The organism is Bacteroidota bacterium (assembly GCA_016722565.1).
Taxonomy (GTDB): Bacteria; Bacteroidota; Bacteroidia; order 2-12-FULL-35-15; family 2-12-FULL-35-15; genus 2-12-FULL-35-15.
Genome location: JADKIU010000001.1, coordinates 192979 through 218326, shown reverse-complemented (window position 1 = coordinate 218326; position 25348 = coordinate 192979). Strand labels below are relative to the sequence as shown.

Below are 25348 nucleotides of genomic sequence, written 5' to 3'. Positions count from 1 at the left end.
CCATTGAAGTTTGCTGCTATTGATATAGGCTCCAATGCCGTTCGCTTATTGTTTTGTAATGTATATGAAGACAATGGCAAAACATTTTACAAAAAAGCAGAACTCATTCGTGTACCCATTCGTTTGGGTGAAGACTCCTTCCTAAATAAAAGAATTTCCACTAAAAAGGCCGACAAACTAGTAACAGCGATGAAAGCATTTAAACATCTGATTGATGTGTATGATGCTGTAGATTATCGCGCCTGTGCAACATCTGCGATGCGCGATGCAGAAAATGGTTACGATGTGGTAGCACGTGTTAGAAAAGAAGCAGGTATAAAAATTGAAATCATTGACGGTAAAACCGAAGCAGATATTATTTTTTCCAATCACATCGAAGAGCATTTAGATAAAGCCAACAACTATTTATACATTGATATTGGTGGTGGCAGCACAGAGATTACATTGTTCTCTAAAAATAAAGTGGTGGTTTCTCAATCGTTCAACATTGGAACCATACGAATGTTGCACGAGCAAATCGACAAAGAATACTGGAATTACTTTAAAAATTGGGTGAAAGAACAAACAGCAGGATACAAGCCGCTCATCGCAATTGGTTCTGGTGGTAACATTAATAAGCTTTTTAAAATGATTGGGCGAAAACCCAACAAAGCAATTTCAACCTTAAAAATAAAGAATCTCTACGAAGTACTCGAATCGTATACATACGAAGAGCGGATGCAGGTGTTCGGGTTAAATCCCGATCGGGCAGATGTTATTATTCCCGCATCAAAAATTTTATTGAGCGTGCTGAAAAAAGCGGAAATTGAAAAGGTGCTTGTTCCACAAATCGGCCTTTCTGACGGAATTGTGCATCAACTTTATGAAAAACAGCTGGAGAAAAAAACAGCGAATGCATAGCTATTTTTTGTCGAAGACTTTTACTTCCGACCCTTTTGCCAATAGCACGTTGAACGGTTTTTGAGAATCCAAAAACGCCCACTTCTTCCCGTATATTTTTTCAAAACACACATTCGACTCGACCTTCGGGTTTGGATAAACTTCCCAAACAGGATGTTCCACCAGATATTCTATTGTTCTATTTTTTTTACTTTTTCCAAAACCAATATCGTGCTCTTTAAAAAAATGTTCCATGCTTTCAAAAGGCGGAATTATGCTTTTGTTTTCTGCTGTTACACTTATGTCAAACCATTCTTCCTGCAGACAAAAAGAGTGTTTTACACGAATCTCATTGTTGCTATTTTCAACTGTGTTTTTCATTTTAATAGATGAATAGGGCTCATTATAAATCGTGTTTGCAATCCGTGCAACAAAATATTTCGGAACAAACTCTTTTATAAAAACCACTCCACGTTTTCCGTTTTTATTTACATAAAAACGTAAGTTGATTTCCGGAAAGCTCCTGTGAAAAGGGATTCTAAAGCCTTTTACGCAAACATCATTAAATTCAAAGGCGACAAAACTAACAAATGCTTTTCCATCAATAATATCTAAATTCAAGCCTTTCGGCAAATGTGGCAAGAGTATTTCAGGATCAACAGCGTAGGTGATGTTGATAAGGTTGTTCCATTTTGCAGTTAAAAAAACGCTCATTGTTTCAAATATTTTTTCCAGTTTTCTGTTTCAGCGACCTTCTTAATTTGTTGATTTCTCTCTTCTAAAAAAAGCGATACATGTAGTTCGTTAGGACAAACTGATTAAACAATTTTCCAAAAATGCCTAGAGGCGATTCAAACTCAAACACGTCTACCATGATGGTTCTTCCATCCTTTTCTTCGAACAAATGTTGGTGTTGAATCTTTTTAAACGCCCCTTTCAACATTCTATCTTCAAACATAAAAGGCGGATTCATTTCTGAAATTTCGGATGTAAGTGTTTGAACAATTCCAAAATGTTTCGCTTTCCAGGTAACGGTTTTTCCTTTATTTATAAGTCCTTTCGTTTTGCCGGCAATCGCTTTTTCTCCTGTTCGTGCAGAAGTGTATTGATGTAAATCGATACTTCTAGCCAGATCAAAACAGCGTTGAATGGGAGCTCGGATTTCTGTTGAAATGGTGATTTTAGGCATCGCATAAATTTTTTAATGCTTGTTCCACTGTCGGATATTTAAATACAAAACCCTCATTTTTCAATTTTGTAGGAACCACTCTTCTACTTTTAAGAATCAACTCTGTTTCTGTGCCGATGAAAAAAGCTCCGACTTCCAGCATCCATTCAGCAGCAGGCAATCCAATACCTATGTTTAATTGTTTCCGCATTAACTGCATAAATTCCTTGTTTGGCAAAGGGTTAGGAGCTGCAAAATTGTATGCTCCTGAAGATGTTTCATGTTGAATTAAATGTTCCATCGCATCCAAAAAATCTTCTTCATGTATCCAGCTAATAAACTGCTTTCCATTTCCCATTTTTCCTCCCAAGCGTGCCTTCACTAATTTTGTCATTACAGGAAGAACACCTCCGCCCTTTCCCATTACCATGGATATCCGCATAATTACTTTTCGTGTTTGAGGGTTCTGGATTTCGTTGAATGTTTTTTCCCATACTTGACAAACACCAACAGAAAATCCTTCTCCAACTTCTCCGTCAAACTCATCCATTGCTCTGTCTTCCGCATTTCGGTAAATCGTTGCAGAGGCAGCATTCAACCAAACTTTTGGTGGGTGAGCGGTTTCATTGATGGTTTCACCCAAAATTTTTGTGGCGTTTACACGAGAAGAAATTATTTCGGCTTTGTTCTTTTCGTTATATCTGCAATCGACACTTTTCCCGGTCAGATTAATCAACACATCCGCACCATCGAGTTCTTTTGTCCACTCGCCTTTTGTTTTCCCATCCCAGTGAATGTAACGCACCTTGTTTACAACTTTCGTTGTGCCCCGTGTGAGTAAAATTATTTCTGTTCCAGTTTTAAAGTATCTGTCGACAATTGCTTGGCCGAGAAAACCTGTTCCCCCAGCTAAAATAAGTTTATTGATTTGCATTTATATAAGTATAAAAATTAATATTAAAAAACGATATAGCACCCATGTATAAGAAATATACCAGGGCATGCATAGTAAGTAGACTCTTCTTTTATGTTCAAAGAACATAAACAACACAACCGCAAAAAAGTACAAACAGTTTAGTATATTGTTTAAAAAAAAGAAGTGATTAAAAACAATCAATGGTAAAAGTAAAATTGAACCCATCATAGAAACAATTAACATATTAAAATAATAGTTCCACTTTTGTTCTGTCGTTGTTTTATAAATAAATGGGAATTGAAAAATAAGCTGTCCTAACACCATGTACAATTCAAACTTCCAGTCATATTTTATTGTTATTAATTCTTGAATCAACTTAGCAAACTGATTTAAGCTAGCAGAAGTAATCACAATACATAACAACATGATTGTTATTTTATATGTTATTAATTTCTCTCCGTACATTTTTACACTCCTTTCGCTACTATATTTTGGGAAGGAGTGTAAGTAGTTTGAGTGCGTGGTTTTGAACCGCTTCTAAGAATTAGCAATAAGAATAAATTGATGAACAACATCAATCCTAAAATTAAAATAAAAGAGCCCAACTTATAACTCAACTCTTCAATCATGCTTTGTGAATTGTTAATTTGTTCCTGAAAATTTTGTCCTGTAACCTTATCGTATTCCCATCTTGGGTTTATTTCCAATTTAATAATAGCAAAGCCTAAGCTTATTAGATAAAACCCTACTTGTAACAATTTGTTTACGGAAATGGCCAATTCATTTTGTCCATGGAAGATGTCCACTAAAAAAACTTTTCCGTTGGCGTGAAGGGTGCGAGCCACCCAAATGGTTAATGCAACTGCAATTGGCAGATAAATGCTGTAAGCGAGTACAATGTAGTCCATGATTTCTAGTTTTTATTGGTTAGTAATATGTTGTTTTCTTTTTTTACCGAATAGCACAAGGCTGACAATATTTATAAAGTGCATCATTCCAAGTGTTATCACAATTGCTCCTATTTTTAGACTCAATACATTTATCATAACGATTGGAGAAGGAACGTGTTCCCAAATTTTTAGTGCAATTATGGTATATCCGATATTCGTGAGGTAATAGCCCGCTAAAAGAAATTTATTGACGGCATCGGCCAGCGTTTCATTTCCTGAAAAAGTGTTCACAAGAAAAGGTCGGCCATTTTTGTACAACGTTTGACCAACGTACAGTACAACAAACAAGAGTACTATAAAATAAAGGGCATACGTTAGAATGTTGTAATTCATTTTTTCAGAACTTTCAATAATTATTGAAACTTGTAATCAAAAAAATATTCTACTATTTCATCAATTTCATAAAAGAGCCAACCAGCCAATTTTCATCTGCCTTAATCATTGTTTCCAAAGTGCGGTCTGCCTTTTTGGTAAAGCGCTCAATGTCTTCAATCGCATCTACAAAGGATTTAATGTTTTTATCACGTTTATCGCCTTCCACATTCTTCACCTCATCCAACACCTTAAAAATTGGCTCTAATTCGCGTTTTCTGCGCTCTTTGGCAATTTGCTTGAATACTTTCCAGATGTCTTTTTCGGCTGTAAAAAACTCCTTGCGTTCGCCTGAACGAGTTTCTTTAAATACCAACCCCCAATCAATCAATGTTCGCACATTCATATTGGTGTTTCCTCTGGAGATCGTTAATTCTTCCATAATGTCTTCAGCACTGAGCGCATCCGGAGAAACCAATAACAAAGCATGCACCTGCGCCATGGTGCGATTAATTCCCCAGCTGGTTCCCAAAGTCCCCCAGGCATTGATGAATTTCTCTTTACTTTCTATTAGTTTCATTATCTAATTCTCATTTAACGATACAAATATATAACTCTTTTCTAACTTTCAAAACTTTCTGAAACTTTATTTTTATTTTTTCATAAAAAAAACCCGAGCGGTTGGCTCGGGTTTTCGTTTTTACTTGATTAACTGAACAAATCCGGTTGCATCGTATTCCTTGTCATCAAATCCGATGGCTTTAATCACATAATAATACGTTCCGTCTTCTGCTGCTTTCCCATTGTGCTTTCCATCCCAACCCATTGTTGGAGCACCATCCCATTCGTATATCTTGTTTCCCCAACGGTTAAAGATGGTTCCACTTAATTGTTTAATTCCTTGCGACTGCACAACAAATAAATCGTTCGTTAAATCGCCATTTGGTGTAAACACATTCGGCACAATTAGTATAGCCTCATCAAATACATTAATGATAACCGTTGTGGTATCTGCACAAGCAAACGAACCATTGTATGCGATTAACAAAATTGTATATGTTCCGTTTACGGTATATACTACAGATGGGTTTGTAAGTATAGAAGACGTTCCATCACCAAAATCCCAAATGTAATCACTCGCTCCGGTTGATGTATTTGTAAGGTTTACGGTAAGTGGGCTTGTACCTGATGTTGGACTTGCAGAGAAGGATGCGTTCACACCCAGCACTCCTCCAACTACAACGGTCTGCGTAAACGTACAACCGGCATTATCAGTCACCGTTAACGTATACGAGCCGGAAGCTAATCCGGTAAATGTTGCGGATGATTGTGTTGGGCCGCTATTCAATGAATATGTAAAAGGAGCTCCTCCACCGGTAACCGCACCTGCTGTAATTGTTCCATCCGTGTTTCCACAGGTTGCACTTGTGGTGGTTGCTGTTGCCATCGACAAGGTCGAGTTCACAGTAACGGTGACCGTTGCGGTATTTGTACAAAATCCATTCGAAACAGAAACCGTATAGGTTGTTGTTGCACTTGGCGATGCTGTTGTTGTGGCAGATGTTGTACTACTTAATCCTGCAGCCGGACTCCAAGAATAAGTTCCTCCTCCACCAGCAGTTAATACCGTTGAAGCACCATTACAAATGGTAACATTTGGACTGGCTGTTGCCGTTGGCACAGCATTAACAGTAACAACAACACTTGCAGATGCTGTACATCCGCTCGCAGCTGTAACGGTTACTGTATAGGTTGTAGATGTTGTTGGTGAAGCAGTAGGTGAAGCAACGGTAGAACTGCTCAGTGTTCCTGAAGGAGACCAAAGATAGGTTCCTCCTCCAGAAGCACCTAATATTGTTGATGATCCGTTACATATACTTACTGCAGAACCTGCACTTGCTGTTGGTAATGGATTAACAGTTACGGTAACTGAATTGGTTGAAGTACAGCCGTTCAAATCTGTACCAACAACTGTATATGTTGTGGTTGTGGTTGCCGAAGAGGTTGGTGTGGCTGTTGTTGCACCTGTCAATGAGCCTGCTGGAGACCAAACATATCCTACGCCTCCCGATGCTGTTAAACCCGTGGTTGTTCCTGAGCAAATTGAAACCGGACTACCTGCACTAATGATTGGTAATGCATTTACATTTATTGTTACAAACGCTGTATCGCTGCAACCCACACCAGCTGTTCCTATTACCGTATATGTTGTAGTTGTGGCTGGTGTTGCAATTGGATTAGCACTTGTTGAGCTACTCAAGGAACCAGCAGGAGACCAGAGATAACTTGTTCCACCCCCACCACTCAAGGTCGTACTTGACCCATTACAAATTGTAGTTGATGCGCTGCTTGCTGTTACTGTTATTCCGCTTACGTTGATTGTAACTGTATCTGTTGATGAACAACCATTAATGTCCGTTCCAGTCACGGTATATGTTGTCCCTGTTACTGGTGTCGCTATAGGGTTAGAAATTGCTGCGTTGTCTAAAGATGCGGCTGGTGTCCATAAATAATTGCTTCCTCCAGTAGCGCTTAGTGTAGTGCTGCTACCCGGACAAATACTCAAACCTGTTCCAGCATCAATTACCGGTAAAGGATTTACTGTTATTGTAACATTATCTGTTGAAGAGCACCCGCTTACATCCGTTCCGACTACCGTATAGGTTGTGGTTGTGGTTGCGCTAGATGTAGGATTAGAAACGGTTGTGCTGCTCAATGTTGCACCCGGTGACCATACAAAACTTGTTGCTCCTGTTCCACTCAATGTCGTGGTCGTACCTGTACAGATTGCTGTCGCAGGACCTGCATCTACAATAGGTAGTGGATTTACAATCACAGTTACAAACGCTGTGTCGTTGCATCCTGCACCACCTGTACCAATAACAGTATACGTTGTTGTGGTGGTTGGTGTGGCAACTGGTGTTGGAATGGTTGAGGCACTTAAGCTTCCGGCAGGAGACCAAAGATAACCAACTGCACCACCAGCAGTTAATGTTGTGCTGGAGCCAGCACAAATTGCACTGGTTCCGCTGGTTGCAGTAACTGAAATTGGAGTAACAGAAATAGTAACGATATCCGTTGATGAACATCCGTTAATATCAGTACCTGTTACTGTATATGTTGTTGTTGCTGAAGGTGATGCTGTTGGACTCGCAATTGCGGCATTGTCCAATGAAGCCGCTGGTGTCCACAAATAACTTGTCCCTCCTGTACCGGTTAAAGTTGTGTTTGAACCCGGACAAATACTTACGCTTGTTCCGGCATCAATTGTTGGCAAAGGATTAACGGTAACCACTACGTTATCAGTAGAAGTACATCCATTCACATCTGTACCAACCATTGTATAGGTTGTCGTTGTTGTTGCACTTGAAACCGGGTTGGCAATGGTAGAGCTACTTAATGTTCCTGCCGGAGACCAAACATATCCGGTAGCACCTGTTCCATTTAATGTTGCAGTTGAGCCGATACAAAGTGATACCGGTGCTCCGGCATCTACTACTGGCAATGGATTAACCGTTACTGTAACAGAAGCTGTTGATGTACACGCCAAAGCTCCTTGTGTAACAGTTACGGTATAGGTTGTGGTTGCAGTAGGCGTTGCCACAGGGTTTGAAATAGCCGGATTGCTTAATCCTGCCGCGGGGCTCCAAGAAAAAGAAGAACCACCGGTTGCATTCAAGGTTGTGGACGCGCCTGCGCAAATCGCGACATTAGATCCTGCATTTGCAATTGGATTTGCCAAAGCAACGGTAACCGTATCTGTGCCTGTACAACCCAAGGCATCAACTACAGAAACGGTATAAGTTGTTGTTGCGCCTGGTGTTGCTGTAGGATTTGAAATGGTTGAGCTGCTTAAACTTCCTGCCGGAGACCAGAGGTATCCAGTTGCTGTTGCAGAAGTTGCACTTAAACTTGCTGTTTGTCCGGCACAGATTGGCGTATAAGCACCCGCATCTACTGCTACTGAGTTTGAAAGAACAACAACGGTATCTGTATTGGGAGCTAATCCGGTAGGACAAGCATTAATATCCACCACCTCTGCATAATAAAACTGTGGAGAGGTTGGCGGTGCAACGGTAATTGGAGATCCTGTTCCAATCAATGTATTTGCCGGTAAAATATACCAATTGATTTGGTAAGATGAGGTTCCATTTGGTGTATATCTCCATCCTTCATTTGAGGCAGTCCAAGCGGTACTGTTTCTTCCTGGAACAGTAAACGCAACGGTTCCTGCTGCATTGTGAATCCCTTGAACGGCAGTTCCTCCTGCCCAAGCTAAACAAGCAGGCTTTGTTTCAATATGGTTTTCAATGATGTTACTCGTTTCATAAATGATAATTTGAAATCTACCCAATGTTGTAGTACACGAAAACATCGGACAGTTGTTCCAAGAAACTACTAACCTTCTGTTTGGCGCAGTTCCTAATGTCTGGTAGTTAATGTAAGGGCCACCGGCAACGCCCGGGTGCCAATCTTGCCAAGGACCCATGATGCAATTCTTAGGTATTGCTGCTGCTACAGAAGGTATTGGAGCTGATGTAAAGGTAGTTGCCGTTGGTCCAAAAGCAATCCAACCATTTGAACCAATGTGAAAATTGGTATAATTGTTTCCAAAAAAACAGAATGTAAACCCAATAGGAAGTGCACCTGTTTGAGAGTCATCCGATAGTGTAACAAATGTTCCAGTATTGTATGGATCTGGTGCATACCCAATCGAACTTACAGCATAGCTATTTGTTGGTGCGCTTCCGCCTCCACCTCCGGGAGTAACAACAGCCGTAAGTGTCGCACTGCCTCCTGCACAAATTGTTTGTGTCTCAGGAGAAGCATCTATTGTTTGAGCAACAACATGTGCTAAGCCGAATACTGAAGCTATAAAAAGTGTAGTAATTTTTTTCATGTATCTAAGTAATTTTTCCTTTACAAATATAGTTAGTAATGCCCTCTTTTCAGCTGTTTTATAGAGGATTTGTTAGAAAAAAAACCCTCAAATAGGTATTTGAGGGTTTTTTAGAGAGATGTGAATCTTTTTATTATTTTTTTCCTAATAATTGAAGGTATCCCTTTTGATCAAATTGTTTTCCATTAATTGATTCAGCTTTAATAATGTAGAAGTAGGTTCCATCTGTTGAATCTCCTCCATCCCAGCTCTTGGTAATGTCTTCGGATTCAAAAACGCGAGTTCCCCAACGATTATAAATCGAGATAGAGAATGTTTTGATTCCGTTTGCAGAAATCAAAAAGAAATCGTTATTCCCATCTCCATTTGGAGTGAATACGTTTGGAACATTTAAGTCGCAATCTAAAATTACATCCACCACAACCGTGTCGACTGTTATATTACCGCAAGCATCTACCACTAAAACCTGATACACATTTGTTGCCGGTGCAGAAGGAGTTACTGAGGCTGATGGTGAATTTGAATTTTGAATTGAATCCCCAGCAAAACCTGAAAGTTGGGTCCATGAATATGTATTGCTTCCAAAACCACCACTGCTGCTTGAAATTAGTCCAAACGGAGAACCAACACAAACTTCCTGACTTCCTCCAGCATCAACACTGAGAGGGCCAACGATTGGAACGATCACCGTAACACTATCAACACCGGCACCGGCAGCACATTGACTTGTACCTGAAACCGTATAGGTTGTTGTAACCAACGGACTCGCTACCGGGTTCGAAATAAGAGGATTTGAAAGTGTTGCAGCAGGCGTCCAGACGAACTGAGATGCACCGGTAGCATTTAAGTTTGTAGGTGCACCCGGACAAATAGTAACATCTGTACCAGCATCCACAGAAAGGGTCGTTACGTTTGCAATCACATCCACATAAGCTGTATCAAAACATCCGCTTACAGAATCTGTTACAATTACATAATATTGGGTGTTTGCAGCAGGAACAGCACCTGTAGTTTGATTGGTGGTGTTGAATACTCCCGCTGGTGGCGCCCAGATATAGGTATAATTTGTTGAATCCGGAGCCGCTCCACAATAGTGAAAACGTACGTTTGGACGATTGCTGATTGCTGTGGCAAATCCTAAATCCGGACACATTGGTGATGAGTCACTCAAGTTGTATAAACACGATACAAATGGAGTGGTTGTGTAAGGTGATGTACAGCTTTGTGTATAATTTGGAAATGGTGGACCTTCATTAAAACAGATTTCAACAATCAAGTTTGAGATTCCATCCCATTCGTAAGCCACATCAAAATTGTGTGCATTCCAACCCACACTCACCGTATGTGTTTTTGGTGTATAAACATTCGACAATCCTGTAACCCAAGTAGTAAGGGCACTCAAGCTGGTACAACCCATATTAATTGTGTAATTGTGATATACCGAAATACCATTTATGGCAACTACGTTAAAATCGAGCTGATCAATTTTCCCGCCTGTAATTCCTACAGCGTTTAATTCAGATGCTCTGAATAACATTTGATGTTTTCCGGAGGTATACCAATTTGCATAAGGTGCTGGCCATGTGGTTGCGGTGTTTGTTGCAGTACCTGTTCCAACTTGTCCCATTAACGATGCTGAACAACCAACAGGATTTGTTCCACAAACAGAAGGAACACCGGCTCCAAAAGTAACACCCAATTGCACGGTATCTCCAACACAAACAACGGAATCAGAAATATACGAAACAGGATTCGGAGGATAGCTGGCATTGATTACAATTGTTGCGGTATCCACTTTTGTACAACCCAAAGGACTGGTAATTTCAACATAATAAGTGTATGTTCCCGGACTGGTAATGGTTGCTGTTGGGTTTGAAATAGAAGTGTTATCGAGATATGTAGCAGGTGACCAAGAATAGGTATATGTTCCGCCTGGTGTTGCTGTCGCATCAAATTCGATAGGCTGCAACAAACAGGAAGTTGTTGCACTTTGCGCTGTTACATAACTGAAATCTGCCACAACAGTAACGGTAACAGTATCTCTGTTTACACAGGTTCCGCTCAAATCACTGACAACCTCATATACAGTTGTAGAAACAGGCGAAGCAACAGGGTTATCACAAGGATTACAAGAGAAGTTTGTACCCACGACCATTGGTGGACCACTTAAAACACTCCAAGTAAAAACGTTTCCACCAGTTCCGGCCAAAGTTGCTGTTTGTGTTCCACAGATGATTTGATCCGGTCCACCAAGTGTACGCGGGTTTACATTTACATCATACACGAAGGTTTGTTGCCCCATAATCGGACAAGCCCCATCATTCACCGTAACACTAAAGTTTGTATTGGTTCCCGCACTTCCTCCAGGAGCGGTCCAGCTAATTGAAACGGTAAGTGGATTTACTCCGGTAACAGTAATGGTTGCACCAGGTAAAACAGACAACAGATTGGTAACAATAGAAAGTGAATCTCCCGGATTCGCATCGGTGTATGTTGCAGTAAAGTTGAAGTTAGCACCTTCACACATTTCGATTTCGTAAGGACCTGCCAACACCGCTGTTCCAGTCATTCCGGTAATTGCCCCGGCAGTAGGGGCGGGATCGGGAACAATGTTCGAGCACGTTTGAACAATAAACTGAATATCTCGCATCACTGTGCCAATGAGGTTTCCGGCAGCATCGAACTCTTCCACGAGCACCACCACCACAAAATTTCCGAGTGTCATGGGCGTAAAAGTTAATTGACCTGTTAATGGGTCGATTGTGATTCCTGGGATTGGAGATGTTGCAGAGTATCCTGCTGTATAAGTCAACAATGTACCTCCTGCTCCCATAGCATTGATTAATGAAAAGTGCAATGAGTCACCATCTGCTTCTACCACACCATAGTTGTAGTTAACCAACTGTCCTTGACAAACATAAGGGATGGGTTGAGACGTAAAATAAGGAGAGTTATTACAAGAGTCGGTTGCGCTGTTTATTGTTGCTTCAATATAAGAACCTAAACTGGCTGGAGTAACAAGATTAACAATGGCTCCATTTCTACAACAAACTTCCCAACTCATGGTCCATGTATCGCATGGAGGCGCTAATGTTACTACGCCTGTAAAGTTAAACAACCACATTCCTGGTAAGGTTCCACCACTGCACGTACTGTTTCCTATTTGAGAAGGACACAACTGAGAGATTTCTGTTCCGCCTGGATTGGTAACGTTAACGGTAGCTGTAGCTGTTCCGCCACATGTACTGGTAAACGAAATGGTTTGACTTGCACCTGGATCAAACCCCAAACAATCTACGAATAGATTTAAGTTCAGCTGATATTGATTTCCACCCAAGCACGTATAACTCAAATCGCCTCCGGCAATATGAGAAGCATTTACTTTGTTTGAAAACAAGATTGCAAATGAAATCAGAAAAAAGAGTGTAATTTTTTTATTCATGTTTTTCTTTTTAAGAAATTGGTGATCCACTTTCATCCAATTCATTGAGAGGATGAATTTAATATTTAAAAAGCAAATATAGCAAAAAACAAAAACGGTATCAAAACCTCACTTGGTCATTGATACCTTTTTGTTTAAATACCTATTGGAGTAGCAACAGGTTTCAAAAATAGAACTAAAAAATTGGAGACACCGGAAACAAAAATCGTGTATGTAGTGGTGGTAGAGCTAAAAACAGGATTAATATTTTTGAACTTATTTTTGCTTGACGTTGGACCAAGCTCCATTAAGTTCTTCCCGATGCCCCAATTTTTATTATCTCGTTAATTTAATTTTTCCTTCTTGTTTGTATTTTTTTCCATCTGCACCATCCGCTGCAATCACATACAAATAAATACCATCTTTTGCTTTTTCTCCGTTTTTCTTCGTTCCGTCCCACTTACCATCAATCCCTTTGTATTCATAAACAACATTTCCACTTTTATCGTAAATCGTTGCATTCATATTAACAATGTTTTTACTTGTAAAAGCAAAGAAATCATTCACTCCGTCACCATTAGGAGAAAACTCTGCTTGGTTTGGTGCTAAAGAAGAGTTGCTGAACGCTTCTACTTTAATACTGTCTATTGCTACTTTTCCTTCCGAATTTGTAGAGGTAAGTGTAATGGTGTAAATTCCCGGTTCATCGAAAAACTTAACTGGATTAGCACCTGTCATCGGTTTACTACCATCGTTAAATGTCCATTTATTGATTTTTCCGCTTCCAATATTTGAAAGATTAATAATTAATGGAACCGCTCCACCAACACAGCTTGAAGAAATTGATGCGATACGATCGTTTGATAATAGCGCCTCAATTGCTTTTTTATCTTTTTTAATTGTTGATGTTTCGTTCGACTTTGGTGTTGTTTCCGGTTGCGCTTCTGTTTGCGATTCCGGTTTAACATCTGTTTTAGCAACACTGTTTTCGGGAGCTAAAAAGGTTTTGATTTCTTCGACCGTTGGTTTTTCAGCTACAATGTTTGGTACAACTGTTTCTTTAGGTGTTTGTTTTTTCGTTTCCGTTTTTGTTCCATTCATTACAAATACGGTAGCAATAACTGCCGCAGCCGAAGAAACAATTGAAATAACGGCACTTGAGCCAAGCTTATTCATGAGCATTTTGCCCAACAAGCCCAAGCCAACCCCTTTTAGGGCAGTTTGTACGTTTTTCCAAACACTAGGATTAACGTCTGCTTCAAAGTTCTCGAAAGAATCTTTAAATAAATCTTCAAAATTGTCTTTCTTCATAATTACTCCTTATCTATGGGAATGATTTTCTGTAAATGTGCTTTTGCCCTTGAATATTGTGATTTAGAAGTTCCCTCTGAAATGTTCAGCATTTCTCCTATTTCTTTATGTGAATAACCCTCAATGGCATAAAGGTTAAAAACTGTTTTAAATCCGACCGGTAGCGTTTGTATAATCTTTAACAAATCCTTTGCCGCAAAGCTATCGTTCTGATGTATATTGGAAGGAAGCATAAACTCTACGCTGTCCAACTCAATGTTTTGTTTTAATTTTTTGTTTTTACGGATATTAGTAAGCGCAGTGTTTACCATTATCTTTCTAACCCAACCTTCTAAAGAACCCGTCCCTTTAAAGGACTCAATATTTTCGAAGATGCTAATGAATCCATTTTGCACCACATCCTCTGCTTCCTCTGTACTATCGCAATATCTGAGGCAAACCCCCATCATCTTGCGAGAAAATTTTTCGTACAAATTTTTCTGAGCAATTGCATTTTTATCGATGCACCCTTTTACTATTTGCTCATCAGTCATAATCGATTTCTGTTGTATAGATGCAAAGTTGCATTATTTGGTTGCACGAATAAAGTTTTTTTTAGTTTTTATCAACAAATCTTTCTTTATCCATAAATCCATAGCACATTTGGGGTATGGCAAAGAAGTTTAAAAGCAAAACAGAGGGAAAGAAAAAGAGCTTTTTTTTCGAAGAAATACTAAAAGTATTATCCGCAAATAAAAATAAAGCGCTGAACTACAAGCAGATAGCTGCAGAATTGAACGTGACCGACTTTGGTCAGCGCCAGATTATCAATGTCATCCTGGAAGAATTAAAAAACAATGGTTCTGTTGTGGAGCCTGAGCGTGGCAAATTCAAAATTAAACGAGTAGAACTCTTTATTACTGGCCGTGTTGACATGACCTCTTCCGGAAATGCATACATTGTATCGGACGAAACCGAAAAAGATGTAATTATTGCTCCTAAAAAAACACTCAATGCCATGCATGGTGACATCGTGAAGGTGCGCATTTTCCCACAAGGAAAAGGAAAACAGGAAGGAGAAATTGTGGAGGTGATTGAGCGGAATAAAACGGAATTTGTGGGAACAGTCCAAGTTTCACCAAAATTCGCATTCCTTGTCCCAAGCAATATAAAAGTGCATGTTGACATTTACATTCCGATTGAAAAGCTGAATGGAGCAAAAGATGGACAAAAAGCTATTGCCAAAATTGTGGAATGGCCGAAAAATGGGGTTAATCCCATTGGCGAAATTAAAACCGTTTTAGGTGATGTAGGAGAAAACAATACCGAAATGCATGCTATTTTAGCTGAATTCGGGCTTCCTTATGAATTCCCCAAAGATGTGGAGCGCGCAGCAGACCTTATTCCGATTAAAATTACCGAAGAAGAAATTTCCAAAAGACGCGATTTCAGAGAAATTACCACCTTTACAATCGACCCTGTTGATGCAAAAGATTTTGATGATGCACTTTCCATTCAGAAATTAAAAAATGGTAATTGGGAAATTGGCGTTCACATTGCCGATGTGAGTCATTACGTAAAACCGGAATCGATGATTGATAAAGAAGCGATTTCACGCGCCACCTCTGTTTACCTTGTCGACAGAGTGGTTCCTATGCTTCCGGAAGTTTTATCAAATAATGTTTGTTCGCTACGGCCAAATGAAGAAAAATTGTGTTTCTCTTCCGTATTTGAAATGACGGACGATGCAGAGGTGGTAGCCGAATGGTTTGGAAGAACCATTATTAACTCCGACAGACGTTTTACATACGAAGAAGCACAACAGGTAATCGAAACAGAGGAAGGAGATTTTAAAGAGGAGATTTTAACCTTAGATCGATTAGCAAAAATATTACGCAGCAATCGTTTCAAAAAGGGAAGCATCGCTTTCGAAAAAATGGAAGTAAAATTTCATTTGGATGAAGTTGGAAATCCAACCGGTGTGTTTTTTAAAGTAGCAAAAGATTCCAATCAATTGATTGAAGACTTTATGCTTTTGGCAAATCGGAAAGTAGCGGAGTTTGTTGGGAAAAAGAAAAAAGGGAAAGAGGAAATACAAAAAAAGGAAGATCCGAAAGAGTCGCAAAGGCCATTCATATATCATATTCACGACAAGCCAAATCCTGATAAGTTGCAGAATTTTTCGGAGTTTGTTGCAAAGTTTGGTTATAAGCTAAATCTAAAAAACATTAATACCGTTGCCGATTCAATGAATAATTTATTGAAAGAAGTAAATGAGAAAAAAGAATCGGGAATGATTGAAATGCTTGCTATCCGTACGATGGCGAAGGCGGTGTATACAACAAAAAACATTGGCCACTACGGATTAGGGTTTGATTATTACACACATTTTACTTCTCCTATCCGAAGATATCCGGATGTGATGGTGCATCGTTTATTACAACATTATTTGGATGGCGGGAAAAACCCGGACATCGATAAATTGGAAGAACAATGCAAACACTCCTCCGACATGGAGAAGCTGGCGGCAGATGCAGAGCGTGCTTCTATCAAATACAAACAAGTACAATACTTAACGGATAAGATCGGTGAGGAGTTTGACGGTGTGATTTCAGGTGTTACCGAGTGGGGAATTTTTGTAGAAATTATTGAAAATCATTGCGAAGGCATGGTGCGTTTGCGTGAATTGCGTGACGACAATTATTATTTTGATGAAGATAATTATTGTTTGCGCGGAAGAAAGTCGGGAAGGGTATTAACACTTGGAGATACTGTGAGAATAGAGATCAAACGTGCCGACTTAGTAAAAAAACAATTGGATTTTGCCTTGGTGGAGGTGTTGGAAGATTCAAATAAGAAGCAAGACACAAGAAGTAAGAATCAAGACAAAGGACAAAATAGTTCACGATCAAAACGCGAACAACACAAGGCTAAAACGAAGAACTTTAAGGAGGAAATGAAGTCGGCAACGGAAAAGAACAGACAAAACAAAACTGTTTCGGATGCTGATGATAAACCAGCTGAACCAAAACCACAAAAGCCTTCTACCGGTAATCCGTTTTTAGATGAGTGGGGGTTTGAGGTGTAAAAAACAAAAATGCCACCTCATCGGTGGCATTTTTTATTTGTGAAAATCTGTGCTCCCGATAGCTATCGGGACTGTGGCTAAAACTCACTAGATCATATTCAATCGCTTCGCTAAATCATCTTTGTAAGAACCACCGATTGGAATTAATTTTTTGTCTTCTTCCAAAATTAGATTCGGTTGTTCGATTGCAACAATTTTATCGATGCGAACGATGAAAGAGCGGTGAACGCGGATAAAATCGCTGGTTGGCAATTTTTTCTCAATGTCTTTCATGGTGCTATGAATCGTGTAACGAGCGCTGTTGGTGTTAATAACAACGTAGTCTTTTAATGCTTCCACAAAATAAATATCGCTGGTTTTTACTTTCACCAAACGGGAATTTGATTTTACGAAAATGATGTCTTTTGATTCTTTATTTTCTACAATCGAGTAAAGGAAATCTCTTTCTTTTTTAACATCTGTTTCCTTCTCATGCTTGTAAATCGCCATTTCGATGGAGGTGTGCAAATCGATTTCTTTGAATGGCTTGATAATATATCCGTAGGGTTCTGACACTTTTGCTTTACTCAATGTGCTTTCGTCAGCGTAAGCTGTTAAGTAAATAATAGGAATATTGTATTTTTCACGAATTTGTCCAGCCGCATCAATTCCGCTCATATCGCCTTTCAGCATGATATCCATCAACACTAAATCGGGTTTTGTTTCTTCTGCTGTTTTAATCGCATCTTCTCCTGTTGAACACATTCCAACAACGGTGTATCCCAGCTTTTTAAGGCTATGTTGAATATCTTTTGCAACAATGCTTTCATCTTCAACTATAAGAATGTTTGTTTTTGACATTTTATATGCGGTTTTTTACTTGATTATGTTTAAATATAATGGTGTAGTTTGTTCCTTTTTCTAAATCCAGTTCAATTGTTCCACTCAATTGGTCGGTCAAAGTTACAACTAATTGTAATCCGAGCGACTCTGTATTTCTGTAATCGATGTTTTTCGGCAAGCCTTTTCCGTTATCTCCAATTCTCAACTCGAGGTAATCGCCACTGGTTTTCATTCGAATGGTAATCTCACCGCCATCGGTTTTGTCGACAAATGCATATTTTAATGCGTTGGAAACAATTTCATTGATGATGAGTCCGCATGGAATCGCCAGGTCTAAATTAAGAAAAACATTTTGAATGTCAAGATTTAATTTTATTTCATGATCAAAGTTTGAATAGGAATGAATTAAGTTTTGCGATAAGTTAATCACATATTCCGTAAAATTAATACTTGAAAAATCCTTCGTTTGATACAAACTCTCATGGATAAAAGCCATTGATTTGATACGGTTCTGGCTTTCCTTTAAAATTTGCAATGTTCCTTCATCTTTTACATAAGACGACTGAAGATTTAAAATACTTGAAATCACCTGTAAATTGTTTTTCACGCGGTGATGTACTTCTTTTAAAAGCACTTCTTTCTCCTGTAATGACAGGCGAATGCGTTCTTCCGAAAGTTTCTTTTCTGTAATATCGTGGCTGATTCCGGAAACCTCCATCACTGCTCCATCTTCAGCAAGAATAGGATTGAGGTAAATTTCTCGCCAGTTTTCTGTGCCGGTGGCATCCAAGAAGCTGATATCAAAATATTGCGGCTCTCCCTTAAATGCTCCTTCGTATTTTTTGATTAAAAATTCATTGTATTGCTTACCGGTGCCTGAACGAGCAAAGAACATGGACTGTCCAATTTTTGCACTTTCTCCATATCTGGATTCTACTTCTTTGTTGAAATTCTGGTTAAAAGTGGTCAGACAAAAGTTTTTATCTACCGTCCAAATAAAGTGAGAGCTACTTTCAATGATTGCGTTAAACTTTGCTGACTGCGTTCTGAGGGCTTCATCGGCACGTTTGAGTTCAGAAATATCTCTGGAAACGCCCATTGCACCAATTACTTCTCCATCTTCATTTTTTAGGACAGATGCAGAGAGGTAGGCAACAAATTTTTCCCCATTCTTTCTGATGTTTACGACTTCTCCTGCAAAAACTCCTTTTTTGTAGAGTTCATCGTCTGTGATTTTTAATCGTTGATTTGGATCAGCATACAGCATGCTAACATGTTTGCCAATGACCTCTTCTGCAGAGTAGCCGAATGTTCTTTGAGCTGCTTGATTAAATTCGGTAATAAAACCTTTTCGATCGGAGGCACAAATCATATCAATAGAACCGTTAATAATTAAGCGGGTATATTTTTGTGATTCCTGAAGTTGTAATTGAATAACCTTTCGTTTGGTAATTTCCTGCTCTAGTAATTCATTTGTTTCTTCCGCAATTTGAGCACGTGCTTGTTCCTTTAACAAAAGCTTTTTCTCGGAGATATCATGAAAAACGACTTGAATGGCTTCATATCCATTAAATTTAATCAGAATTGATTTCGTTTCAAGAGTAATGATTTCGCCTTTTTTGTTTTTTATCTTCACCTCCACAAAATCTAAGTCTTCACCGGCTTTCGTCCGTTTTATCCGATCAATAATCAGCTGATGATATTCCGGTAAAAAGAAATTAAATGCAGATACATTTTCAAGTTCTTCGAAACCATTGACCCCAATTATTCTGATTGCACTTGGATTCGCAAATTTTACGATTCCATCCACATGAATAATTACTCCATCGGGAGAATAATCTACCAAACTTTTATAATTTTCTCTGCTTCGTTTTAATTCTTTTTCAAATTGTTTTTTATCACCAATATCTGTGATAAATCCTTCTAAAAACAGAAGTTTGCCTTCCTCTGAAAAAACGCCTTCCCCTTTTTCCCATACCCACTTTTCTTCACCGTTTGCGGTAATCAAACGGTATTCAATTTCAAATGGGGCTTGATTTTTTAATGCTCTTCGGATGTCTTCTTTTCCTAAATGACGGTCTTTCGGATGTATAATATCAGAAAACGCGCGCTTTTTATTATTTATAATTTCCTTTGGACTATATCCGGTAAGTTCCTGAAAACCTTTGCTTACAAATCGCATGGTCCACTTATCATCATTTTCACAACGATAAGCCATGCCGGGAAGATTGTTCATGAGTGTAGAAAGCGTTCGCTCGCTTTCTCTTAAATTAAACTCGTATTGTTTCCGTTCTGTAATGTTATAAATAACAGTGGCTCGAATTGTTTTTCCAAAATAAGGAATATTTTGCCCTTTGGTTTCGACAGTAATTCTTGTTCCATCTTTACGAATGGTATCTACTTCAAAAGGTTTAGAGACAGGTAAACGAACATACTTCTTAGCAAGTGACTTTTGATCATCAACAACAAAGTCATCAATGATGCTTTTTCCTAAAATTTCTTTGGCAGATTTATAGCCATACATTTTTACAAACTGATCGTTTGCATCAATGATTTTACCATTTTCAGAAAACACAATCCCTTCGAATGTTGCATTAGAAAGAATTTTAAAGCGCTCTTCGCTGTCTTTGGATTTTTCCTCGCTTAGTTTTTGTTTGGTGATATCACGAGATATGCCTTCAATCGCCACGAGTCGACCGCTACTATCAAATATTGGTTTGTTTCGTGTTTCTGTCCAAATGATCGACCCATCCTTTTTAATCCAACGCACGGTCACTTCTGGTCCTTTTACATTTCTTAATTTTAATTTATTCTTGATGAGGTTTTCAGAATCTCCCAAAAGGTGAACATCTTCCGGATGCACAATCTTAAATCCTAAAAAAGGCTTTGCATAAAATTCCTCTGACGTGTAGCCAGTAATTGCCTTTACAGAAGGACTAATATACTCATACTTAAAATCTGGGTAAACGCGACACCGATAAATTAAATCAGTCGCGTTTTCGGTGAGCATTCTGAATTTCGCTTCGCTTTCAAGAATTGCAGCTTCTGCCTTTTTTCTTTCGGTAACATCTCTTGATATTCCTTCAAACGCAACAATATTCCCTTTTTTATCTTTAATAGGATTATTAATTGTTTCAAACCAAACAATTTTTCCTTTTTTATGTAATAATCGAAAAACAACCGGCTTCCCTAAATTCTCCTTTATGGTTTGTGTTGTTACCAATTGTCGGTCATCAGGATGAACAATTTTTAATCCCAAATATGGATCCTTATAATAATCTTCAGGGGTGTAACCTACTATATTCTTAATAGAAGGGCTGATATATTCTTGCTTATTCTCCGGAAAAATTTGATAGCGAAATATAACATCCGTTGCGTTTTGAGCGAGCGTTCTAAAACGTTCTTCGCTTTCCTTTAACTTGAGTTGTATGTTTATTTCATTGGTTATTTCGGTAGCATCAATGATTGCTGCTACTACCTTTTTATTCTCTATGATTGCCGTTGCTTTGCTCTTGTAATACCGGGCAACACCATCAATATCTTCTCTCCAACTATTGTATTCCTCTGATTTTTTTGTTTTAAACACTTTTTCGATTGCCGCCTTCATGTTTTTTGCAGCATCTTTCGAAACAAATGCATAGGCACTCTTACCAATAACATTGTTTTTTGAAAATGGCTTATCGACTTTATTGAGATCCAGAATTATTCCTTTCTTATCAACGATAAAAATCATGTTAAGTGAGTTTAAAAAAAAGGACTCCCATTTGGAATCCTTTAAACTCGGCTTTTGGGGTGATGATGACGCCCCTTTTTCTTTTTGAACAGCATCTAACTTTCGCTGAAGTTTTTTAACTTCTGCAACCAATTGAGATTTTGTTTTATTAGAAAGCGTCATGAATACAAAATTTATTTGATACTCGGCTCAGAAGAAGATTCAGGGAGCACTTTGATTCCATCGAATCGGATTTCAATATCGTTTTTGAAAAGAATTGTAAGGAATAAAAAGCCCGCTTCATCATAAAACTTCCATTCCCCTTCCTTTAATCCACCTAAATATTTTCCAGTTTGTCGCTCCTTTCCGTTTAGGTAATAGTAGGTATGAACGCCATCCGGAATGCCATCAACAAATTTTCCAATGAATCTTAGTTTTCCGTTTTCTGTATAATAATGTTTCCATTCTCCATCGCGTTGATCTGCCTTAAAAACACCTTCTTCTTTATATTCTTGAAGTTCGAGCATCCAAGGCCCTTCTTTTAGGCCATCAATGTAATCGCCTTTTGTAATTACTTGTCCTGAATCACTATACTCGGTCATTGTTCCATCTTGTAAATCGTTCCGATAGTTTTCTTCACGAAGCAGGTTTCCGCTTTCATAATACCATTTCCAAGGACCTTGCGCTCTCCCTTTTTTATCATATTTTCCCTTTTGTTCGAGTTTTTTGTTTGAATGATAAAAGGTCCAATCACCGATTCGTTTGCCATTCAAATATTCTCCTTGTGATTTCAATTCCCCATTTGGATGATACTCTTTCCATGGACCTTGTTGACGGCCTGCGGTATCCAAAATCCCTTCCCCTGTTAAATAGCCATCCACATATACTTTTGCTGCAATAACCTTCCCTTCAGGAGAAAATTCTCTGTGTATTCCCTCCGCAACACCATCTCTATAGGTTCCTGTAAATTTTATAGCTCCGGTTTCATGATATGATGTTTTAACATCCAGTTTTGCTAATTCAGGTGCATTGGTTTGAAGCACACCATTCGTGTATTTTGTTGTATTGAGCAAACTTCCGTTGATTCCATACTCTTTGAAGTATCCATTCATTTTGTCATCCGAATAGTTTACTTCATTTTTCACAAGTCCGGATGGATAAAATGTTTTCCACACTCCTTGTTTCCACCCATTTGCATCTCTACGATTGACTTTTTCTTCCCGTTGAATAAATCCCATTTTATATTGGGTGAGTGTAATAACAGTGCTGTCTGAAGCCAATTCATAACCTTGACCCTCTTCTTTTCCGGCAACAAAAGGTATAATTTGTTTTACTCTGGAAGGTCCAAGTGTTGAGTCTGCTTGTTTTTGTGGTTTATAATAAACGGTAGTAATTCCTTGTTTTACATCATTCTCAAAGTTTTCGGCAGTTGTAATGAATCCGTCTTTGGTATCGAATGATTTTTTTAACCCATTCTTCTTTCCCTCTTTATAATTGAACTCAAACGCAAGTTTTCCTTGTTCACTATAAAATTTCCAGGTGCTGTCTAATTGAAAGTTTTTTCTGTTTCCTTCCGATTTCAGAACACCGTTCTGAGAATAGGTTTTCCAGTATCCATCGGGCTTCCCATCGCGCATGGATCCTTCACTGGAAACTTTTCCGTTTTCATAATAGAACTTATTGTATCCGTTGGGGTCAATATTTTGTTGCGTTTGAGCAATCAAAACGGAAGGAACCACCACGAAAAAAAACTTTAAAATACTGCGCATAAAATAGTCGTCTCCTACAAAATTAAACAATTTAGGGGATTTTTGAAAGGAAAAAAGGGGCTGATTTTTCCTTAACGTTCAGATAACAAACGTTGGTCATCTGAAAATGTTTTACTCCCTATTGGAAGAAAAAGTAGAGATGGCAATAATCTGTATTTTTCGCTCTAACGCGGCCACAGGATTGTAGATAGAATTTTTTGTATCATAGTAGTCATCACTGACATTGGGCCGTGCTTTCAGCTCACCAATGTCTTCATCCAAGAAAGTGATGCTCCCTTCGTTTGGGTTTTTATTATCAATATACTTTACAAAAACACCATTCTCATATTCTCTAAAATAGTTTCTCAAACTAGATATTCTTCGTTTGGCAAGGTTTACATTGTAATCGGTAGAGGCAAGCGGACTGCAAAACCCTTTCATTGTTATCGTAACTTTTTCGCTATCTGCTAATACTTTTTTGAGCAGTTGCGCAAACTTTTCCAAGTCCTGCATTCCAGCATCTACTGAATCTTCGAAGAGGTTATCAATGTCTCCGATTGCTCTTTCCAAGTCAGCATCTTTGGCTCCTTTTGAATATTCTTTTTTATACAAATCACGCATAGCAGAATAGTCTTCGTACGTTTTTTTGTAATTTTTTGGGGTGGTAATGGCCAACGTTTTTTTATCCGGCTCATCGTTATGGAAATATAATGTAAGCGGAACCAATAACTTCATTTGTGTAACAAATACCTGCGTACTATCCACCTTTTTAGGTGGTTCGTCCACCTTAGGAAGTTTAATCATATAAATATCGTTGCAGCAACTTTCCTTTTCTTCGAAATAAGAGCCGATTCGATTAGATGAAATAAACGCTTCGGTTTTTTTTGAATTGATTGAAAAGTAAATGTCATTTAAGTTGCTGTTAAAGGGCAATCCTAGATTTTTAGGATCTCCGAGTTCATCATTTTTAAATTCGCTTTTAAAAATGTCAAACCCTCCCAAGCCTTTGTGCCAGTTAGAACTAAAAAACAATTCCTGACAAGGTTTACAATAGTACGGTGTAATTTCATCATCAATAGAATTTACTCTCTTGCCAGCATTTACAGCTTTTCCATAACTTCCGTCTTTGTTAATTTTACTATACCAGATATCCATTTTACCTTGACCTCCGCTGCGATCAGAAGCAAAAAACAACACCTCTTCGTTTCCTAAAAACCCAACAGCCGGCTGCGTATTTGTGTATCCCTTTGTATTAATTTCAGAAGGAAGTTTTTGCAGTGTTCCCCAGTGCCCATTTTTATATTCAGATGAATAGATGTCGCAATTGAATTCCATTGAATTTTTGGGGACACATCGTGTAATGTATACTTTTGTATAATCGGCATTGAAGGACGTGTTCGCATTGTGTATTCCATTGCGGTTAAACAAAGTATCGAGTTCAATCGCTTTTTGCCATTTAACAGAATCGTTTTGAATGGCTGTATAAATTTTGTTGTAGTTCACACTGTTTTTTTTGTCACGGTCTTTCCCATCCCTCAAGGACGAGAAGTACAAAAGGCTATCAACCTGAAAAGGCGCATATTCTGAAACTTTACTGTTTATATTGGTATCTAAGTGAACAATGCTAACGGTTTTGTCGGGGCTCGCCATCAGAAGCTGAGCAAAATCACAAGCGGCTACTTCCTGAATTGCTTTTTTTACAAAATAACTATCCTTCTTTTTTTTGTTTTTCTTGGCATATTTGTCAAACATTTTTTTTGCATCCTTGTAATTCACTTTGCTTTTTTTAAGTGTTGCGAGCCAAAATGAACACTCCGGATACAACTTCCCTTGCGCATCTTTTTTAAACACTTTTGTGTACCAGTGTTCGGCAATATCATAATCGAAATTTAATCTACTTGCTTCTGCGTATTTGTATTGCACCGCAATATCAGTGGAGTCTTGAAGGATCGCACGGTTATAATAAGCTGCTGCAGAAAAAAAATCCTTGTCTGCAAAAGCTTTGTCGCCATCCGCTAGCAGTGTTTTTGTTTTCTGTGAGAATACAGGGGAAACAAACAGTAAAATACAAGAAGCAAGAAAAAATATTTTTTTCAGTTTCTTAAAACGATTGGGGTTTTCTTTTGTCTCAACACGCATACA

At 38.5% G+C, this 25348-nt stretch carries 15 protein-coding genes and 1 pseudogene; 2 read left to right on the top strand and 14 right to left on the bottom strand.

Features of this window, described 5'->3' with window-relative positions; translation table 11 throughout:
* The first annotated feature begins 3 nt into the window (after positions 1-3).
* Entirely contained in the window at positions 4-900 is an 897-nt protein-coding gene (locus IPP64_00845) for a rod shape-determining protein (GenBank protein ID MBL0327981.1), read from the top strand.
* On the opposite strand, the gene IPP64_00840 is transcribed toward IPP64_00845, so the two are convergent.
* From IPP64_00840 to IPP64_00795, 10 genes and pseudogenes are all read right to left on the bottom strand, one after another.
* Positions 901-1593: a DUF2071 domain-containing protein gene (locus tag IPP64_00840; GenBank protein ID MBL0327980.1), complete on the bottom strand. Its 693-nt coding sequence runs from the start codon at positions 1591-1593 to the stop codon at positions 901-903.
* Positions 1590-2068: pseudogene (locus IPP64_00835) on the bottom strand (SRPBCC family protein). The gene IPP64_00840 and the pseudogene IPP64_00835 overlap by 4 nt, the downstream one beginning before the upstream one ends.
* Positions 2061-2975, bottom strand: a complete 915-nt coding sequence (locus tag IPP64_00830; protein ID MBL0327979.1) for a TIGR01777 family protein — start codon at positions 2973-2975, stop codon at positions 2061-2063. The pseudogene IPP64_00835 and the gene IPP64_00830 overlap by 8 nt, the downstream one beginning before the upstream one ends.
* A 455-nt stretch (positions 2976-3430) precedes the next feature.
* Positions 3431-3871: a hypothetical protein gene (locus IPP64_00825; protein MBL0327978.1), complete on the bottom strand. Its 441-nt coding sequence runs from the start codon at positions 3869-3871 to the stop codon at positions 3431-3433.
* Between the two features lie 12 nt (positions 3872-3883).
* A complete protein-coding gene (locus IPP64_00820) occupies positions 3884-4246 on the bottom strand; it encodes a hypothetical protein (protein ID MBL0327977.1) in 363 nt (120 codons plus the stop codon).
* Positions 4247-4298: 52 nt separating this feature from the next.
* A complete protein-coding gene (locus IPP64_00815; protein ID MBL0327976.1) occupies positions 4299-4805 on the bottom strand; it encodes a transcriptional regulator in 507 nt (168 codons plus the stop codon).
* Positions 4806-4925: 120 nt separating this feature from the next.
* Positions 4926-9125 carry a gliding motility-associated C-terminal domain-containing protein gene (locus tag IPP64_00810; protein ID MBL0327975.1) on the bottom strand — a complete coding sequence of 1400 codons (4200 nt, stop codon included), beginning with the start codon at positions 9123-9125 and terminating at the stop codon, positions 4926-4928.
* Positions 9126-9258: 133 nt separating this feature from the next.
* Positions 9259-12567 (bottom strand): gliding motility-associated C-terminal domain-containing protein, encoded by a 3309-nt coding sequence (locus tag IPP64_00805; GenBank protein ID MBL0327974.1) that lies wholly within the window; start codon positions 12565-12567, stop codon positions 9259-9261.
* A 315-nt stretch (positions 12568-12882) separates the two neighbouring features.
* Entirely contained in the window at positions 12883-13857 is a 975-nt protein-coding gene (locus tag IPP64_00800) for a gliding motility-associated C-terminal domain-containing protein (GenBank protein MBL0327973.1), read from the bottom strand.
* Between the two features lie 2 nt (positions 13858-13859).
* Positions 13860-14390 (bottom strand): sigma-70 family RNA polymerase sigma factor, encoded by a 531-nt coding sequence (locus IPP64_00795; protein ID MBL0327972.1) that lies wholly within the window; start codon positions 14388-14390, stop codon positions 13860-13862.
* A gap of 116 nt (positions 14391-14506) precedes the next feature.
* Here IPP64_00795 and rnr point away from each other — a divergent pair, with 116 nt between their 5' ends.
* Complete coding sequence (rnr, locus tag IPP64_00790; GenBank protein ID MBL0327971.1) at positions 14507-16924, top strand: ribonuclease R; 2418 nt, start codon at positions 14507-14509, stop codon at positions 16922-16924.
* 87 nt (positions 16925-17011) lie between these two features.
* Here the strand turns inward: rnr and IPP64_00785 are convergent, their stop codons facing one another.
* The 4 genes from IPP64_00785 to IPP64_00770 all read right to left on the bottom strand — a co-directional run bounded on the left by IPP64_00785 (position 17012) and on the right by IPP64_00770 (position 25345).
* Complete coding sequence (locus IPP64_00785; protein MBL0327970.1) at positions 17012-17764, bottom strand: response regulator; 753 nt, start codon at positions 17762-17764, stop codon at positions 17012-17014.
* Position 17765: 1 nt separating this feature from the next.
* On the bottom strand, positions 17766-21479 hold the full coding sequence (locus IPP64_00780; GenBank protein MBL0327969.1) for a PAS domain S-box protein: 3714 nt from the start codon (positions 21477-21479) through the stop codon (positions 17766-17768).
* A gap of 173 nt (positions 21480-21652) precedes the next feature.
* Positions 21653-23257, bottom strand: coding sequence for a toxin-antitoxin system YwqK family antitoxin (locus tag IPP64_00775; protein MBL0327968.1), 1605 nt, complete (start codon positions 23255-23257; stop codon positions 21653-21655).
* Positions 23258-23338: 81 nt separating this feature from the next.
* Positions 23339-25345 (bottom strand): hypothetical protein, encoded by a 2007-nt coding sequence (locus tag IPP64_00770; protein ID MBL0327967.1) that lies wholly within the window; start codon positions 25343-25345, stop codon positions 23339-23341.
* Positions 25346-25348: the final 3 nt, after the last annotated feature.

Excerpts from the sequence above, each read along its gene's own strand:
- IPP64_00840 (MBL0327980.1), bottom strand. The coding sequence starts at position 1,593 with ATGAGCGTTTTTTTAACTGCAAAATGGAACAACCTTATCAACATCACC.
- IPP64_00825 (MBL0327978.1), bottom strand. The coding sequence starts at position 3,871 with ATGGACTACATTGTACTCGCTTACAGCATTTATCTGCCAATTGCAGTT.
- IPP64_00820 (MBL0327977.1), bottom strand. The coding sequence starts at position 4,246 with ATGAATTACAACATTCTAACGTATGCCCTTTATTTTATAGTACTCTTG.
- IPP64_00815 (MBL0327976.1), bottom strand. The coding sequence starts at position 4,805 with ATGAAACTAATAGAAAGTAAAGAGAAATTCATCAATGCCTGGGGGACT.
- IPP64_00810 (MBL0327975.1), bottom strand. The coding sequence starts at position 9,125 with ATGAAAAAAATTACTACACTTTTTATAGCTTCAGTATTCGGCTTAGCA.
- IPP64_00805 (MBL0327974.1), bottom strand. The coding sequence starts at position 12,567 with ATGAATAAAAAAATTACACTCTTTTTTCTGATTTCATTTGCAATCTTG.
- IPP64_00800 (MBL0327973.1), bottom strand. The coding sequence starts at position 13,857 with ATGAAGAAAGACAATTTTGAAGATTTATTTAAAGATTCTTTCGAGAAC.
- IPP64_00795 (MBL0327972.1), bottom strand. The coding sequence starts at position 14,390 with ATGACTGATGAGCAAATAGTAAAAGGGTGCATCGATAAAAATGCAATT.
- rnr (MBL0327971.1), top strand. The coding sequence starts at position 14,507 with ATGGCAAAGAAGTTTAAAAGCAAAACAGAGGGAAAGAAAAAGAGCTTT.
- IPP64_00785 (MBL0327970.1), bottom strand. The coding sequence starts at position 17,764 with ATGTCAAAAACAAACATTCTTATAGTTGAAGATGAAAGCATTGTTGCA.
- IPP64_00780 (MBL0327969.1), bottom strand. The coding sequence starts at position 21,479 with ATGATTTTTATCGTTGATAAGAAAGGAATAATTCTGGATCTCAATAAA.
- IPP64_00770 (MBL0327967.1), bottom strand. The coding sequence starts at position 25,345 with ATGCGTGTTGAGACAAAAGAAAACCCCAATCGTTTTAAGAAACTGAAA.